The following is a 15170-nucleotide window of genomic DNA, read 5'->3' as shown; positions in this document are numbered from 1 at the left end:
TAGCCGGTCTTAGCGCACCTGCACCACGACCTTGCCCACCGCTCTGCGCTGGCCGAGATCATCGATGGCTCGCGCAGCCTCCGTCAGCGGATAGACGTGGGAGACCAGCGGCTTGAGCTTGCCCTCGGCGAACCAGCCGAACAGTTGCTGGAAGTTCGCCGCGTTGTCCTGGGGCTGGCGCTGGGCGAAGGAGCCCCAGAACACACCCACCACCGCTGCACCCTTGAGCAGGGCCAGGTTCACCGGTAGCTCGGGGATGCGCCCGCTGGCGAACCCCACCACCAGCAGCCGGCCGTTCCAGGCGATGGAGCGGATGGCCTGGTCGAACAGGTCGCCGCCCACCGGGTCGTAGATCACGTCCGCGCCATTGCCGCCGGTCAGGCGCTTGATCTCGTCCTTCAGGCTGCTTTCGCTGTAGTTGATCAGCTCGTCGGCACCGGCGGCCTTGGCCACGGCGAGCTTTTCCGCGCTGCTGGCAGCGGCAATCACCCGGGCGCCCATGGCCTTGCCGATTTCCACGGCGGCCAGCCCGACCCCGCCCGAGGCACCAAGCACCAGCAAGGTTTCACCGGGCTGCAGGTTGCCGCGCTGCTTGAGGGCGTGCATCGAGGTGCCGTAGGTCATGCTGAAGGCGGCGGCTGTATTGAAGTCCATGGCGGCGGGAATCGGCAGCACGTTGTAACCGGGGACGGCCACCTGCTCGGCGAAGCTGCCCCAGCCGGTCAGGGCCATGACCCGGTCACCGGCCTTGAGGTGGCCGACCTTCTCACCCACTGCGCTGACTACGCCGGCCGCTTCGCCCCCCGGGGAGAAGGGGAATGGCGGCTTGAACTGGTACTTGCCCTCGATGATCAGGGTGTCCGGGAAGTTGACGCCTGCGGCATGCACTTCCAGCAGGATCTCGTTCTTCTTCGGCACGGGGCTTGCGACCTCTTCCAGCACCAGCGTTTCGGCAGGGCCGAAGGCTTTGCACAGCACGGCTTTCATCAGGGCTATTCCTTTGGGAGTGGTGGCCGATAAGTGTAGGAGTGTGAATCAGGCGGTCAACGAGCATGCCCGGTCCTGATGACCAGCCATAAGCTTGTGCTTGGGCTCAGGCGGGCGGGCCTTTATGCTAGGCCGCAAACCGGATTAAGGAGCGAATTGTGAAAGCGTGGATCATGTTGCTGCTGGCCCTCTCCCTGCCCATGGCAGCGATGGCCGAAGAGGCCAAAGAAGGTGAAGCACCGAAAGTCAGCTACATCAGCCTGAACCCACCCTTCGTGGGCAACTACGGCCTGGACGGCGGCCCTAAACTCAAGGTCTACAAGGCCGACGTGGCCCTGCGAGTAACCGGCGACGCCTCGGCCCAGGCGGTCAAGGCCAACGAGCCGCTGATACGCAACCAGTTGGTGGCGCTGTTCGCCCAGCAGACCAGCGACACCATGAATAACGTCGAAGCCAAGGAAAAGCTGCGCCAGGAAGCCCTCAAGCAGGTGCAGCAAGTCATGAACGACGAAACCGGCAAGCCGGTGGTGGAAGACCTGTTGTTCAACAACCTGATCATTCAGTAAGCCTGCCCCCGCTACAGGCGTAGGAGCTGGCTTGCCAGCGAAGGCGTCCCTGCGGCCCTTCGCCGGCAAACCGGCTCCTACGTGGTGTGGGTCATGAAGCCAGGCTCTTGCGAAAGCGCGCCAGGGCGATGGCGAAGAACACCAGGCCGATGGTCGCCAGGGCCAGCAGGTCGGGCCAGACCACACTGACTCCCGCATCGCGGAACAGGATCGCCGCGCTGAGGCTGACGAAGTGCGTCGACGGCGAACCCTGCATCACCCACTGCAGCCACTGCGGCATGCTGTCCAGCGGCGTACTGCCGCCGGACAGCAGCAGCATCGGGATGATCACCGGAATCGCCAGCAGGCCGAACTGCGGGGTCGAGCGGGCCAGGGTGGCGAGGAAGATCCCCAGGGCGGTACTGGCGAACAGATAGAGCGCAGTAACCATCAGGAACAGCGCCATGGACCCCGCCAGCGGCACCCCCAGCACACCCTTGACTATCACCTCCAGCGATACCCAGGTGCACAGCACCACCACCAGCATGTTGCTCCAGACCTTGGCCAGCATGATCTCCAGCGCTGTCAGCGGCAGCACCAGCAGGTGATCGAGAGTGCCGTGCTCGCGTTCGCGCAGCAGCGCGGTGCCGGTGAGCACGATGGCCAGGATGGTGATGTTGTTGACGATCTGGATCACCGCCAGGAACCAGCCGCCCTCCAGGTTGGTATTGAACAGGGCGCGGGTGGTCAGCAGTGCCGGGGCCTTGCTGGTGGCGTCCGCCTGGTTGGCGTAGGTGAGCAGCTCGCGCTGGAAGATCCGGCCGATGTAGCCGGCGCCCATGAAGGCCTGGCTCATGGCGGTGGCATCGACGTTGACCTGTACCGCAGGCTGGCGCCCGGCCAGCAAGTCGCTCTGGAAGTTGGCCGGGACATTGATCACAAAGGTGTACTGGCCGCTGTCCATCACCGAGTCCAGCTGGTCATAGGGCAGCGGCACCGGAGCCTGGAACTCGGGGGGTTGCAGCGCTTCGGCCAGTTGCCGGGAGAGGGCGCTGTGATCTTCGTCCACCAGGGCCACGCTGGCGTTGTGCACGCCGATCACCGAGCCGGCGGCGGGCAGGTAGATGGCCACGGTGAAGGCATACATCAAGAACAGCAGCAGCACGCTGTCGTGGCGCAGGCTGGTGAGCTCCTTCAAGCCCAGGCGCAGGATATGGGCGAGACGATTCATCAGACCTCCTGCTTTTTCAGCATGACCAGGCTGAGCCCGGTGAAACCAAGGAAAAAGCCCACCAGGGCCAGGCACTGGGGCCAGAGTTCGCGCAGGTCCAGGGCCTTGGTGAAGGTGCCGACGGCGATGTCGAGGAAGTAACCGGCGGGAAACAGCTGGCCCATGACCGCCGCCGAGCCTTCCAGGGACGAGCGCGGCACGATCAGCCCGGAAAACTGGATGGTGGGCAGGCTGGTGATGATCATGGTGCCCAGAATCGCTGCGATCTGAGTGCGGGTGAATGCCGAGATCAGCAGCCCCATGCTGGTGGTGGCCAGCACATAGAGCACGCCGCCCAGGGCGAGGGTCAGGCCGCTGCCCTTGAAGGGCACGCCGAACAGCCAGCGGTTCATGGCCACCAGCAGGGCCAGGTTGATCAGACTGACGGCCAGGTAGGGCGCCTGTTTGCCAAGGAGGAACTCCAGGCGGGTCAGGGGCGTGGCGTAGAAGTTGGTGATCGAGCCCAGCTCCTTTTCGCGGACGATGCCCAGGGCCGTGAGCATCGCCGGAATGAACGCCAGGATCAGCGCCATGACCCCGGGGCCGATGGCATTCACGCTGACCACGTCCTGGTTGTAGCGAAAGCGCGTTTCCAGCTTGGCCGCCGGCCTGGTGCTGAGGGCCGGGCTGCTTTGTTCCGCCAGCAGCTCGAGGTTGGCCTGGTGCACGGCCTCGACATAGTTGCGGCTGGTTTCCGCACGAAACGGCATGCCGCCATCCAGCCAGGCCGCCACCGCGGGCTGGCGTCCGGCATAGAGGTCACGGCCAAAGCCGGGAGGAATCTCCAGTGCCAGCTTGATCTCCGAGCGTTGCAGGCGCCGATGCAGTTCGGCGGAGCTGCGGATGGTCGGTTTCTCCTCGAAGTAGCGTGAGCTGCGGAAGGCTTCCAGGTAGGTACGGCTCTGTGGCGTCTGATCCTGGTCGTAGACGGCGAAGGCCAGTTTCTCCACGTCCAGGGAAATGCCATAGCCGAAGATCACCATCATGAAGATCGCCCCCAGCAGGGCGAAGCCCAGGCGCACTTTGTCCCGCAGCAGTTCCTTGCCCTCGCGGCTGGCCACCGCCAGCAGGCGCGCCAGGCTCAGGCCCGAACGCGGGGCGGCTAGGGTGCCGGCAGCGGTGGGGGTAGCCGCCTCCGGTGATGGCGCAGGTGTGTCCGGCGTGCCCTGGGCCTCTTCCAGGCAGCGGACGAAGGCGGCCTCCAGGGTGTCGCCGGCAAACTGTTGCTGCAGCGCCGCCGGGGTGTCGCAGGCCAGCACCTTGCCGGCGTGCATCAGCGAAATGCGGTCGCAGCGCTGGGCCTCGTTCATGAAGTGGGTGGACAGGAAGATGGTCACTCCCTGTTCCCGGGACAGCTCGATCAGTAGGCGCCAGAAGTCGTCTCGGGCCGCCGGGTCGACCCCGGAAGTGGGCTCGTCGAGGATCAGCACTTCCGGGCGGTGCAGCACTGCCACTGCCAGCGACAGGCGCTGGCGCAGGCCCAGAGGCAAGGCGCCGGACTGCTGCTCGGCAATCGCCCCGAGGTCGAAGCGCTGGATCAGTTCCTCGATGCGCGGGCCGCTTTCGGCTTTCGGCAGGTCGAACAGGCGGGCGTGCAGTTCCAGGTTCTGGCGCACGCTGAGCTCGCCATACAGGGAAAAGCTCTGGGACATGAAACCGACCCGCTTGCGGGTGGCCAGGTCCTTGGCGTCCACCGGGTTGCCCAACAGCTTGGCGCTGCCCTCGCTGGCGGGCATCAGCCCGGTGAGGACCTTCATGGTGGTGGTCTTGCCGCAGCCGTTGGAACCGAGGAAACCGAAGATCTCCCCGCGGCCGATGGCGAAGCTGACCTTGTTGACCGCGGTGAAGTCGCCGAAGCGCAGGGTCAGCTCATGGGCCTCGATGGCGATGTCCTGGTTGTCGCCGGAACGCGGCGGAATCACCAGGGGCTGGTTGTCATGACCGCTGTCGCCCTGGAAATGGGTGAAGGCGTCGTCCAGCTTGCCGCTGGCGGTGATCTGCGCCAGCTCCTGGCTCAGGCCCTGGGCGATCAACTTGCCCTGGTCGAGCATCAGGCAGTGCTCGAACTGTTCGGCCTCCTCCATGTAGGCGGTTGCCACCAGCAGGGTCAGTTGCGGGCGTTGCCGGCGTACGTCTTCGACCAATTCCCAGAAACGCCGGCGCGATAGGGGGTCGACCCCGGTGGTGGGCTCGTCGAGGATCAGCAGGTCCGGTTCGTGGATCAGCGCACAGCACAGGCCAAGCTTCTGCTTCATCCCGCCGGACAGCTTGCCCGCCGGGCGTTCGGCGAAGCGCAGCAGGTCGGTGGCCAGCAACAGGCTGTGCATGCGCTGTTCGCATTCATCCTTGGGCAGGCCGAACAGGGTGGCGAAGAAGCGGATGTTCTCGCTGATGGACAGCTCGGGATACAGGTTGCCCCCCAGGCCCTGGGGCATGAAGGCGATGCGCGGATAGAGGCTGCTGCGGTGGCGCCGTTGCGAGATCGGTCCGCCGAGCACGTCGAGCTCGCCCTGCTGAAGTTTCTTGACCCCGGCGATCAGCCCCAGAAGGCTCGACTTGCCGGCACCGTCCGGGCCGATCAAGCCGCAGCGGGTGCCCGCTGGCAGGTTGAAGCTGATGTCGCTCAGGGCCTGCTGTGAACCATAGCGATGGCTGATGCCGTTCGCTTGCAGCGCCAGGGCGCTCATTGCAGGTTGGCCGGCCAGTCCACGGGGGCGGTGCGCACATAACCGGCGCCGGGCATGCCCGGTTTGGCCTGGGGCACGGCGGCGGGTTGAGTCAGGCGCACCTTGACCCGGAACACCAGCTTCTGGCGCTCGTCCCGGGTTTCCACCTCTTTGGGGGTGAATTGGGACTTGGCCGCGACGAAGCTGATCTTCGCCGGCAGGGGCTGGTTGGGCAGGGCGTCGAGGAGGATCCGCGACTCGTCGCCAACGGTCAGGCGGCCGGTGACCGAAGCCGGCAGGTAGAGGTTCATGTACTGGTCATTGGGGTCGATCAGCAGCAGCACACGGCCGCCGGCGCCCAGCACTTCGCCGGGTTCGGCCAGGCGCAGCTGGATGATGCCGTCGATGGGCGCCCGCAGGCTGCTGTCGTCGATTTCGCTGGTGAGCTGGGCAACCTGGGCCTGGGCGGCGCCGATGGCGGCCTTCACCGCTGCGACCTGGGCCTGGGCCGCCAGGACTGCTGCGTTGCCGGTGTTCAGGCGGGCCTGCTGCTGGTCGATGATCTGCTGGCTGGCGAAGCCGCGCTTGAACAGCTCCTGAGAGCGCCTGAGTTCCTGATTGGCCAGCAGCAGTTCGCTCTGGCGCAACTGCACATTGGCTTCGGCCGCAGACAGGTTCTCTCGGGCGCGCAGCACTTCGGCCTCGGCCTGATTGCGCTGGGCTTCCAGGGTGCGGGTGTCCATGCGTGCCAGCAACTGGCCTTGAAGCACCTTGTCGCCTTCGTTGACCCGCACTTCCGCCAGGCGCCCGGGAATCTTGCTGGCGATCTGCACTTCGGTGGCTTCGAGCCGGCCGTTGCCCATGCTCAGGCCTTCGGGCAGGCGATCCTGGAGGGATTTCCAGTAGCCGAAAGCACCGGCGGCGAGTAACAGAATCAACAGGGAAACAGCAAAAAGGCGGGAGGAACGGTGGTTCGTCGACATGTGTTCTGCGTCCTGCGGCAATAGCGTCCAAGTCTGACGGCTCAAGGCTTTCTACGGCTTGATGCCCGTCAAATGAAAGGGCCAAGCCTAAACCTATTGTTTGCAGGCTGCATGATGATCGGGGCAAAAAAACGTTCGGGCCGGCGCCGTGGACAGATCCGACTCCCGGCGCCAGGGGGGCGGGGTGGTCAGCGCAGGGCGAGTACGGCAGCCCATTGTTCGGCGGTGACCGGCATGACCGACAGGCGGCTGCCTTTGTGCACCAGAGGCATTTCGGCGAGAGCTGCCTGCTGCTTGAGGTAATCCAGGCGCAGCACCTTGGTGAAGGTTTCCACATGGGCCACGTCGATGGCGCTCCAGGCATTCTTTTCGGCACTGGATTTGGGGTCGAAGTAGACGCTGTCCGGCTCCAGGGCGGTGGGGTCCGGGTAGGCGGCCTTGATGATCCGGCCGATGCCGGCGATACCCGGTTCCGGGCAGCTGGAGTGGTAGAAGAAGAACTCGTCGCCTACCGCCATGGCGCGCAGGAAGTTGCGCGCCTGGTAATTGCGCACCCCGTCCCAACGGGCTTGGCCGAGTTGCTGCAAACCCTGGATCGAGAGTTCGTCGGGCTCGGATTTCATCAGCCAATAGGCCATCTTTCTTACCCTCCAAAGGGTGATTGGGCAGGTTGTCGGGCAATTTTATGACAAACCGACGGTCGGTTGACGTCAGCATTTGCGTGTCGGTTCACGTTATCGCAGAATGCCGGGATTTTAAGCTTGACGCTGCTGCATGGCCTGTTATGGAAACCATGCCTGGAGCGTGTGTGATTTGCCTGAGGGGGGGCAATCGATGAAACGCCAACCGGATTTACTATGGATTTTGGTTATTTTGTTCGGTTTGGGCGTTGTGACCACCGGTTATGCGCAGAGCTTATGGGCCAGCAAGACCGATGCCCCCATCGAAATCGCACAACAGCAGCCGCAGCCTTTCAAGCGCTGAACCAGCTCGGGTGCCGCTGATCGAACGCGGCACCTATCGAGCGAAGTACCACCCCCGGTCCGTCACCGTACCGTGCAAGGGTACATCCCAACTGGCCTGGTCCAGCTTTCCGACTTTCTGACATTCATGGGCCAGCCCCAGCAGCTTCGGCTTGCGCCAGTTCTGGCGCCGCGCAAGGTAGGCCAGGCTGCGGTCATAAAAGCCGCCACCCATCCCCAGGCGTCCACCTTCTTCATCAAAGCCAACCAGGGGCAGCAGCACCAGGTCCAGGGCCCAGACCTTGCGTTGCCGCGCGCAATTGACCCGGGGCTCGAGAATGCGAAAACGATTGGGCCGCAGCGTTTCTCCCGGGAGGACCCGCTGGAAAACCATCTTGGTCCGGGGCCAGGCGCTGAGCACCGGCAGGTAGGTGGCCTTGCCCCGGCGCTGGGCGGCACGCAGCAGCAGGCGCGGGTCGATTTCACCGTCGGTGGGCAGATACAGGGACAGGTGCCGTGCCCGACGAAACACCGGGTCCTGAGCCAGTTGGCGGTACAGGCCAAGGGCTGCCTGGCGTTGCTCGGCAGGGCTCAGGGCGCGACGGGCCTTGCGCAGCATGCGGCGAAGTTGCGGGCGGGAAAGCGGCGCAGGTTCGGTCATGAAAGAGGCTATGAGAAGGTCGGATTTGGCAGAACAGCCTACCCGGAAAAACCAATGCCAGCATGGATAACTGGCATTGGCTGACAATTCAGGCTCCCCAGGCGAACCGCTGTCGACTTAGCCCTTGAACCCGAAAGTTCAAGGCGGAAGATGCAGCAGGCTTTAAGGCTTTCCGTCTAGCGGACATGCACACCAGCCCAACGTGCAACTTCCAGGGTAGTGCGAATCGGCTCAGGGACATCGCCAACTGGCAAGCACCCCAGGGAGTGGCGGGAGTATACCGCAACCGCTGTCAGGAATCAGCTTTGCTTGTGTCCGAATCGGTGGCCAGAACCAGGTCAACACGCTCCAGCAGATCCCTCACCTGTTCCCGGGTGGTGGCGCTGGCCTGCACATCCGGACGCTCCTGGCGGTGCAGCAGGTCGTGGGTGATGTTCAGGGCGGCCATGACCGCGATGCGATCGGCGCCGATGACTTTGCCGCTGCTGCGGATCTCGCGCATCTTGCCGTCCAGGTAACGGGCGGCGCTCACCAGATTGCTGCGCTCTTCCTGGGGGCAGATGATCGAATACTCTTTGTCGAGGATCTGCACGGTAACGCTATTGCTTGAACTCATGAGTCTTGCTCCAGGGCCTTGAGGCGCGAAATCATCGATTCGACCTTACGCCGGGCGATTTCGTTTTTTTCAATGAGGTGCGCGCGTTCCTCGCGCCAGGTCTTTTCCTGAGCTAATAAGAGTGCGTTTTGACTCTTTAGTTGCTCGACCCGGGTAATAAGCAGTTCGAGTCTGGCCATCAGTGCGTGCAGGTCGGTGTCTTCCATTGTGTCCCACTGAAGTTGGTCTGATGAGTGGCAACTGGCTGGGCAGCGCCTCAATGGCCTGAGCAGTCGTGGCGCATCTGGCGTTGTCCGGTCGGCGATCTGTCTGTCGCCCGAGGCCCTGCGGGCCACTGTAACGGGGCGCAAAGCACAACGCGGCGCTGGCAATGAATGATGACACGCCCTACGATACAAGGCCTTCATTCTAGACATTGCGCCGCTTGGCGCCTAGCTGCCCATGCCCATTCAGAATTCCCCGTACAACGCCTTCGCCACCCTGCTCAGCAGCAGCGGTCATCCTGTTTCTCCTGCCGAGCTGCACGGCCTGTTGCTGGGTCGCAGCTGCGCCGGCGCCGGCTTCGAAGTCGACGGCTGGCTGGTGGACGCCGCCGAACTGCTCGAAGGCGAGCCGCAAGACAACGTGCGCAGCGCCTTGATCGGCCTGCAGGAGATGGTCAAGGGCGAGCTCACCAGCGATGACATGACCGTGGTCCTGCTGCTGCCCAGCGACGACGCCCCCCTGGCCGAGCGTGCCGCTGCCCTGGGCCAGTGGTGCCAGGGCTTCCTCGCCGGTTTCGGCCTCAACTCCCGCGACAGCAGTGCCCTTAGCGTCGAGGCCACGGAAGTGTTGCAGGACCTTGCAGCCATTGCTCAGGTCCAGGACGCGCTGGAGGAATCCGATGACGGTGAAAGCGACTACATGGAAGTGATGGAGTACCTGCGGGTTGCGCCTCTGCTGCTATTCACCGAGACCAACAAGACTGTTGCGCCGGCTGCCAAGCCTTCTCTGCACTGACTGACAGGGAACTGCGTCCGCCCATGATTCATATCCCGAAAGCGGAATACAGCCGTCGCCGCAAGGCGCTCATGGCGCAGATGGAGCCCAACAGCATCGCGATCCTGCCGGCGGCGGCCGTGGCCATTCGCAATCGCGATGTGGAGCACGTCTACCGCCAGGACAGCGATTTCCAGTACCTCAGCGGGTTTCCCGAGCCCCAGGCGGTGATTGTGCTGATCCCCGGCCGGGAGCACGGCGAGTACGTGCTGTTCTGTCGCGAGCGCAACCCGGAGCGCGAACTCTGGGACGGATTGCGGGCCGGCCAGGAGGGCGCGATTCGCGACTACGGTGCCGATGACGCATTTCCCATCACCGATATCGACGACATCCTGCCGGGCCTGATCGAAGGCCGCGACCGGGTTTACTCGGCCATGGGCAGCAACCCCGAATTCGACCGTCACCTGATGGACTGGATCAACGTGATCCGCTCTAAAGCGCACCTCGGCGCCCAGCCGCCGAACGAATTCGTTGCCCTGGATCATCTGCTGCACGACATGCGCCTGTATAAATCGGCGGCAGAAGTGAAGGTGATGCGCGAGGCCGCACGGATTTCCGCCCAGGCCCATATCCGCGCAATGCAGGCCAGCCGTCCCGGGTTGCATGAGTTCAGCCTGGAAGCCGAGCTGGATTACGAATTCCGCAAGGGCGGGGCGAAGATGCCGGCCTATGGCTCGATCGTCGCGGCGGGCCGCAACAGCTGCATCCTGCATTACCAACAGAATGACGCCGTGCTCAAGGACGGTGACCTGGTGCTGATCGACGCCGGTTGCGAGATCGACTGCTATGCCAGCGATATCACCCGCACCTGGCCGGTCAACGGCAAGTTTTCGCCGGAGCAGAAGGCGATCTACGAACTGGTGCTGGCTTCCCAGGAAGCGGCGTTTGCCCAGATCGCCCCGAACAAGCACTGGAACCAGGCTCATGAGGCGACGGTCCAGGTGATCACCGCCGGCCTGGTGCAACTGGGCCTGCTGGAAGGCGATGTGGACCAGCTGATTGCCAGCGAGGCCTACAAGACGTTCTACATGCACCGTGCCGGACACTGGCTGGGCATGGATGTACACGACGTCGGCGAGTACCGGGTCGGCGGCGAGTGGCGGGTGTTGGAGGTCGGCATGGCGCTGACCGTGGAGCCGGGCATCTACATATCCCCGGACAACCAGCAGGTAGCGAAGAAGTGGCGCGGCATCGGCGTGCGCATCGAGGACGACGTGGTAGTGACCAAGCAGGGCTGTGAAATTCTGACAGGTGGCGTGCCCAAGAGCGTGGCCGAGATCGAGGCCTTGATGGCCGCTGCGCGGACCCAGGCGTCATGAGCCGGGTCAATCTGGCCATCATCGGTGGCGGTCTGGTAGGCGCGAGCCTGGCCCTGGCGCTGCAGGCCGGGGCCAAGGCCCGGGGCTGGAAGATCGTGCTGATCGAGCCCTTCGCCCCGGGCGACAGTTTCCAGCCCAGCTACGACGCCCGCTCCTCGGCCCTGTCCTTTGGCGCCCGGCAGATCTACCAGCGCCTGGGGCTGTGGCAGGCGATCTCCCGGCGGGCCGAGCCGATCAAGCAGATTCACGTGTCCGACCGTGGGCGGTTCTCCACCGCGCGCCTGTCGGCCATGGAAGAAGGGGTGCCGGCCCTGGGCTATGTGGTGGAAAACGCCTGGCTCGGCCAATGCCTGTGGCAAGGGCTGGACAAGGACGTGATCAGCTGGCGCTGCCCGGCCGAAGTCACCCGTCTGGAGCCCCTGGCAGGCGGCTATCGCCTGACCCTGAACGACGAAACCACCCTGGAATGCGATCTCGCCGTGCTGGCCGACGGCGGCCGCTCCGGCCTGCGCGAACAACTGGGCATCGGGGTCAAGAACCGCCCCTATAACCAGAGTGCGCTGATTGCCAACATCACCCCCAGCGAAGCCCACAACGGCATGGCCTTCGAGCGCTTCACCGACGATGGCCCAATGGCTTTGCTGCCGCTGCCGGATAATCGCTGTGCACTGATCTGGACCCGCCAGGGCATGGATGCACAGCGTCTGGCCGACCTGGACGAGCGCAGCTTCCTCAGTGAATTGCAGGGCGTGTTCGGTTACCGCCTGGGAACCCTGAAACAAGTCGGCGCCCGCCATCTCTACCCGCTGTCCCTGGTGGAAGCCGAGGAACAGGTGCGCCCGCACCTGGTGGTGCTGGGCAATGCGGCCCACAGCCTGCATCCGATCGCCGGCCAGGGCTTCAACCTTTCACTGCGCGATGCCCAGGCACTGGCGGACGCCTTGTTGGCCAGCGAAGCGCTGCCGGGGGATTTTGCCGTGCTGCAGGCCTACCGCGAACGTCAGCGCCTGGACCAGAACCTGACCGTGGGCTTCTCCGATCAGGTCACCCGGCTGTTCGGCAGCAAACTGACGCTGCTGTCCGTGGGGCGCAACCTGGGCCTGCTCGGCCTGGACCTGCTGCCACCGGCCAAACGCTGGTTCGCTCGCCAGGCCATGGGCCTGGGCACTCGCCCGGATGCGTGACTGGCTGACCCGGCGGTTCGGCAAGGCCCGCCTGTTGCGCTGGGTGTTGAACCTGTACCCGCCCTACCTCGGGGCTGGCGTGCGGGTTCGGCACATCAGCGCGGATTTCCGTGACGTCCAGGTCTGCATGGGCCTGGGCTGGTACAACCGCAACTATGTCGGCACCCAGTTCGGCGGCAGCCTGTATTCCATGGTGGACCCATTCTTCATGCTGATGCTGATGGAGAACCTGGGCCCCGACTACATCGTCTGGGACAAGGCCGCGACCATCGATTTCATCGCCCCGGGCAGAGGGCCGGTGTTTGCCCGGCTCAGTATCGACCAGGCGCTGCTCGACGATGTTCGCCAGCAGACCGCAACGGGCGAGAAGTACCTGCCGCAGTGGCAGGTAGAGATTCATGACGGCTCCGGCACCCTGGTGGCGCGGGTCGATAAAACCCTTTATGTGCGGCTCAAGCCGCCAGTGAGACAGGCCTAAAGCATGGAAATGCGCGCAGATGTGCTGATTGTCGGAGCCGGAATGGTCGGCAGTGCCTTGGCGTTGGCGTTGCAGGGCAGCGGCCTGGAAGTGCTGCTGCTCGATGGCGGTTCCCTGAGTGTCAAACCCTTCGATGACCAGGCGCCGTTCGAGCCTCGGGTCAGTGCCTTGTCGGCGGCCAGCCAGCGCATCCTGGGGCGCCTGGGCGCCTGGGACGGCATTGCCCGGCGCCGTAGCAGCCCCTACTGCGACATGCAGGTCTGGGACGGCAGCGGCACCGGGCAGATCCACTTCTCGGCGTCCAGCGTGCATGCCGAGGTGCTGGGTCATATCGTCGAGAACCGGGTGGTTCAGGACGCCTTGCTCGAACGCCTGCATGAATGCGATATCGGCCTGCTGGCCAATGCCCGTCTGGAGCAGATGCGCCGCTCCGGCGACGACTGGCTGCTGACCCTGGCGGATGGCCGGCAATTGCGTGCGCCGCTGGTGATCGCTGCCGATGGCGCCAACTCGGCCGTGCGCCGGCTTACCGGTTGTACCACTCGCGAGTGGGATTACCTGCATCACGCCATCGTCACCAGCGTGCGCAGCAGCCAGCCTCACCAATTGACCGCCTGGCAGCGCTTCACCGATACCGGCCCGCTGGCCTTCCTGCCCCTGGTACGGGACGGGCAGCATGATTGGTGTTCGATCGTCTGGTCGACCACCCCGAGTGAGGCCGAGCGCCTGATGGCGCTGGACGACGAGAGCTTCTGCGCCGAACTGGAGCGCGCCTTCGAAGGCCGCCTGGGTTCGGTGATCAGCGCCGACCCGCGGCTCTGCGTGCCGTTGCGCCAACGCCATGCCAAGCGCTACGTGGCCGAAGGCCTGGCGCTGATCGGCGACGCCGCCCACACCATCCACCCGTTGGCGGGGCAGGGGGTCAACCTGGGCTTCCTCGATGCCGCCGTGCTGGCCGAAGTGCTGTTGCAAGCGGCCAGCCGCGGTGAGCGCCTGGCCGAGGTCAAGGTGCTGAGCCGCTTCGAGCGCCGGCGCATGCCCCACAACCTGGCGCTGATGGCGGCCATGGAGGGCTTCGAGCGGCTGTTCCAGGCCGACCCGTTGCCCATGCGCTGGCTGCGCAACACCGGCCTCAAGGTGATCGACCAGATGCCCGAGGCCAAGGCCCTGTTCGTGCGCCAGGCCCTGGGCCTGAGCGGCGACTTGCCGGAACTGGCCAGAGCCTAGGCGCCGGCTTGCTGGCCAAGCGTCGCGAGGACGAGCCTACGCAACATCTGGTAACTCCTCAGCGCCGGGTTCGGTTGAGATGGCAAATGGGAGTCCTTATCATTTCGCCTCACTTTGAAATCGAGAGACCGCTCCCATGTTGGCACCGAAGCGTCTACTGACCGCCCTGGCCCTCACACTCATCGGTGGCACCGCCTACGCCGCCGATGAAGTCGTGGTCTACTCCTCGCGTATCGATGAGCTGATCAAGCCGGTGTTCGATGCCTACACCCAGAAGACCGGGGTGAAGATCAAGTTCATCACCGACAAGGAAGCGCCGCTGATGCAGCGGATCAAGGCCGAGGGCGAGAACGCCACCGCCGACCTGCTGCTCACCGTGGATGCCGGCAACCTCTGGCAGGCCGAGCAGATGGGCATCCTGCAGCCGTTCACCTCCAAGGTCATCGACAGCAACATTCCCCTGCAATACCGCTCCTCCAACCACGCCTGGACCGGCCTGAGCCTGCGGGCGCGGACCCTGGCCTACTCCACCGACCGGGTCAAACCTTCAGAACTGACCACCTATGAAGCCCTGGCGGACAAGCAGTGGGAAGGTCGCCTGTGCCTGCGCACGGCGAAGAAGGTCTACAACCAGTCGCTGACCGCCACGCTGATCGAGACCCACGGTGCCGAGAAGACCGAAGAGATCATCAAGGGCTGGGTCAACAACCTGTCTACCGATGTGTTCTCCGACGACATCGCGGTGCTCGAGGCGATCAACGCCGGGCAATGCGACGTCGGCATCGTCAACACCTACTACTACGGCCGCCTGCACAAGCAGAAACCGAACCTGGCGGTGAAGCTGTTCTGGCCGAACCAGGGCGATCGCGGGGTGCACGTCAACCTGTCGGGCATCGGCCTGACCAAACACGCACCGCACCCGGAAGCGGCCAAGGCCCTGGTGGAATGGATGACCACGCCTGAGGCGCAGAAGATCTTTGCCGACGTCAACCAGGAGTTCCCGGCCAACCCGGCGGTAGCGCCTTCCGCGGAAGTGGCCAGCTGGGGCAAGTTCGTAGCCGACACCCTGCCGGTTGAAATCGCCGGCAAGCGCCAGGCCGAAGCCATTCGCCTGATGGACCGCGCTGGCTGGAACTGAGCCTGCCGTTATACTGCGCCCCGCTTTTGCGGGGCGTTTTCTTTAGCGGCTGGGCTTTTGTGGCGAGGGAGCTGGCTCCCGTTCCACCGCGCAGCG

16 protein-coding genes and 1 other RNA gene are annotated in these 15170 nt (G+C 64.5%); 8 read left to right on the top strand and 9 right to left on the bottom strand.

Annotated features, from left to right (window positions below; all coding sequences use genetic code 11):
* Positions 1–9: 9 nt before the first annotated feature.
* The gene (locus PFLCHA0_RS29590) at positions 10–987 is read right to left on the bottom strand and encodes an NADPH:quinone oxidoreductase family protein (protein WP_015637437.1); all 978 of its coding nucleotides are present in this window, start codon (positions 985–987) and stop codon (positions 10–12) included.
* A gap of 158 nt (positions 988–1145) precedes the next feature.
* Here PFLCHA0_RS29590 and PFLCHA0_RS29585 point away from each other — a divergent pair, with 158 nt between their 5' ends.
* The gene (locus PFLCHA0_RS29585) at positions 1146–1553 is read left to right on the top strand and encodes a flagellar basal body-associated protein FliL (protein WP_011064151.1); all 408 of its coding nucleotides are present in this window, start codon (positions 1146–1148) and stop codon (positions 1551–1553) included.
* A 91-nt stretch (positions 1554–1644) separates the two neighbouring features.
* Here PFLCHA0_RS29585 and PFLCHA0_RS29580 read toward each other — a convergent pair whose 3' ends face one another.
* The 4 genes from PFLCHA0_RS29580 to PFLCHA0_RS29565 all read right to left on the bottom strand — a co-directional run bounded on the left by PFLCHA0_RS29580 (position 1645) and on the right by PFLCHA0_RS29565 (position 7089).
* Positions 1645–2763: an ABC transporter permease gene (locus PFLCHA0_RS29580; RefSeq protein ID WP_015637435.1), complete on the bottom strand. Its 1119-nt coding sequence runs from the start codon at positions 2761–2763 to the stop codon at positions 1645–1647.
* Positions 2763–5489, bottom strand: coding sequence for a ribosome-associated ATPase/putative transporter RbbA (rbbA, locus tag PFLCHA0_RS29575; protein WP_015637434.1), 2727 nt, complete (start codon positions 5487–5489; stop codon positions 2763–2765). Before rbbA ends, PFLCHA0_RS29580 begins: the two co-directional genes overlap by 1 nt.
* Positions 5486–6451 (bottom strand): HlyD family secretion protein, encoded by a 966-nt coding sequence (locus tag PFLCHA0_RS29570; RefSeq protein ID WP_015637433.1) that lies wholly within the window; start codon positions 6449–6451, stop codon positions 5486–5488. The genes rbbA and PFLCHA0_RS29570 overlap by 4 nt, the downstream gene beginning before the upstream one ends.
* Positions 6452–6639: 188 nt before the next feature.
* The gene (locus PFLCHA0_RS29565; protein WP_015637432.1) at positions 6640–7089 is read right to left on the bottom strand and encodes an EVE domain-containing protein; all 450 of its coding nucleotides are present in this window, start codon (positions 7087–7089) and stop codon (positions 6640–6642) included.
* 196 nt (positions 7090–7285) lie between these two features.
* Between PFLCHA0_RS29565 and PFLCHA0_RS31910 the strand changes: the two genes are divergently transcribed.
* Complete coding sequence (locus PFLCHA0_RS31910) at positions 7286–7435, top strand: hypothetical protein (protein ID WP_015637431.1); 150 nt, start codon at positions 7286–7288, stop codon at positions 7433–7435.
* A 33-nt stretch (positions 7436–7468) separates the two neighbouring features.
* Here the strand turns inward: PFLCHA0_RS31910 and PFLCHA0_RS29560 are convergent, their stop codons facing one another.
* From PFLCHA0_RS29560 to PFLCHA0_RS29550, 4 genes are all read right to left on the bottom strand, one after another.
* The gene (locus PFLCHA0_RS29560) at positions 7469–8074 is read right to left on the bottom strand and encodes a 5-formyltetrahydrofolate cyclo-ligase (RefSeq protein WP_011064146.1); all 606 of its coding nucleotides are present in this window, start codon (positions 8072–8074) and stop codon (positions 7469–7471) included.
* Positions 8075–8164: 90 nt separating this feature from the next.
* Positions 8165–8343, bottom strand: a non-coding RNA gene (gene ssrS, locus PFLCHA0_RS31505) — 6S RNA.
* A gap of 23 nt (positions 8344–8366) precedes the next feature.
* Positions 8367–8690 carry a cell division protein ZapA gene (locus tag PFLCHA0_RS29555; RefSeq protein WP_011064145.1) on the bottom strand — a complete coding sequence of 108 codons (324 nt, stop codon included), beginning with the start codon at positions 8688–8690 and terminating at the stop codon, positions 8367–8369.
* On the bottom strand, positions 8687–8896 hold the full coding sequence (locus PFLCHA0_RS29550) for a TIGR02449 family protein (RefSeq protein WP_011064144.1): 210 nt from the start codon (positions 8894–8896) through the stop codon (positions 8687–8689). The genes PFLCHA0_RS29555 and PFLCHA0_RS29550 overlap by 4 nt, the downstream gene beginning before the upstream one ends.
* Positions 8897–9131: 235 nt before the next feature.
* Here PFLCHA0_RS29550 and PFLCHA0_RS29545 point away from each other — a divergent pair, with 235 nt between their 5' ends.
* The 6 genes from PFLCHA0_RS29545 to PFLCHA0_RS29520 all read left to right on the top strand — a co-directional run bounded on the left by PFLCHA0_RS29545 (position 9132) and on the right by PFLCHA0_RS29520 (position 15074).
* Positions 9132–9689, top strand: a complete 558-nt coding sequence (locus PFLCHA0_RS29545) for a YecA/YgfB family protein (RefSeq protein WP_011064143.1) — start codon at positions 9132–9134, stop codon at positions 9687–9689.
* 23 nt (positions 9690–9712) lie between these two features.
* Positions 9713–11047: a Xaa-Pro aminopeptidase gene (gene pepP / locus PFLCHA0_RS29540; protein ID WP_015637430.1), complete on the top strand. Its 1335-nt coding sequence runs from the start codon at positions 9713–9715 to the stop codon at positions 11045–11047.
* Positions 11044–12231, top strand: coding sequence for a 2-octaprenyl-6-methoxyphenyl hydroxylase (ubiH, locus tag PFLCHA0_RS29535; protein WP_015637429.1), 1188 nt, complete (start codon positions 11044–11046; stop codon positions 12229–12231). The genes pepP and ubiH overlap by 4 nt, the downstream gene beginning before the upstream one ends.
* Positions 12224–12709: a DUF4442 domain-containing protein gene (locus tag PFLCHA0_RS29530; protein WP_011064140.1), complete on the top strand. Its 486-nt coding sequence runs from the start codon at positions 12224–12226 to the stop codon at positions 12707–12709. The genes ubiH and PFLCHA0_RS29530 overlap by 8 nt, the downstream gene beginning before the upstream one ends.
* 9 nt (positions 12710–12718) lie before the next feature.
* Positions 12719–13936 (top strand): 2-octaprenyl-3-methyl-6-methoxy-1,4-benzoquinol hydroxylase, encoded by a 1218-nt coding sequence (locus PFLCHA0_RS29525; RefSeq protein ID WP_172621776.1) that lies wholly within the window; start codon positions 12719–12721, stop codon positions 13934–13936.
* Positions 13937–14072: 136 nt separating this feature from the next.
* Positions 14073–15074 (top strand): extracellular solute-binding protein, encoded by a 1002-nt coding sequence (locus PFLCHA0_RS29520; protein WP_011064138.1) that lies wholly within the window; start codon positions 14073–14075, stop codon positions 15072–15074.
* Positions 15075–15170: the final 96 nt, after the last annotated feature.

Origin of the sequence: Pseudomonas protegens CHA0, from assembly GCF_000397205.1 — a bacterium.
Taxonomy (GTDB): Bacteria; Pseudomonadota; Gammaproteobacteria; order Pseudomonadales; family Pseudomonadaceae; genus Aquipseudomonas; species Aquipseudomonas protegens.
The sequence above is the reverse complement of the archived record's forward strand: the minus strand, read 5'-3'. Positions and strand labels throughout refer to the sequence as shown.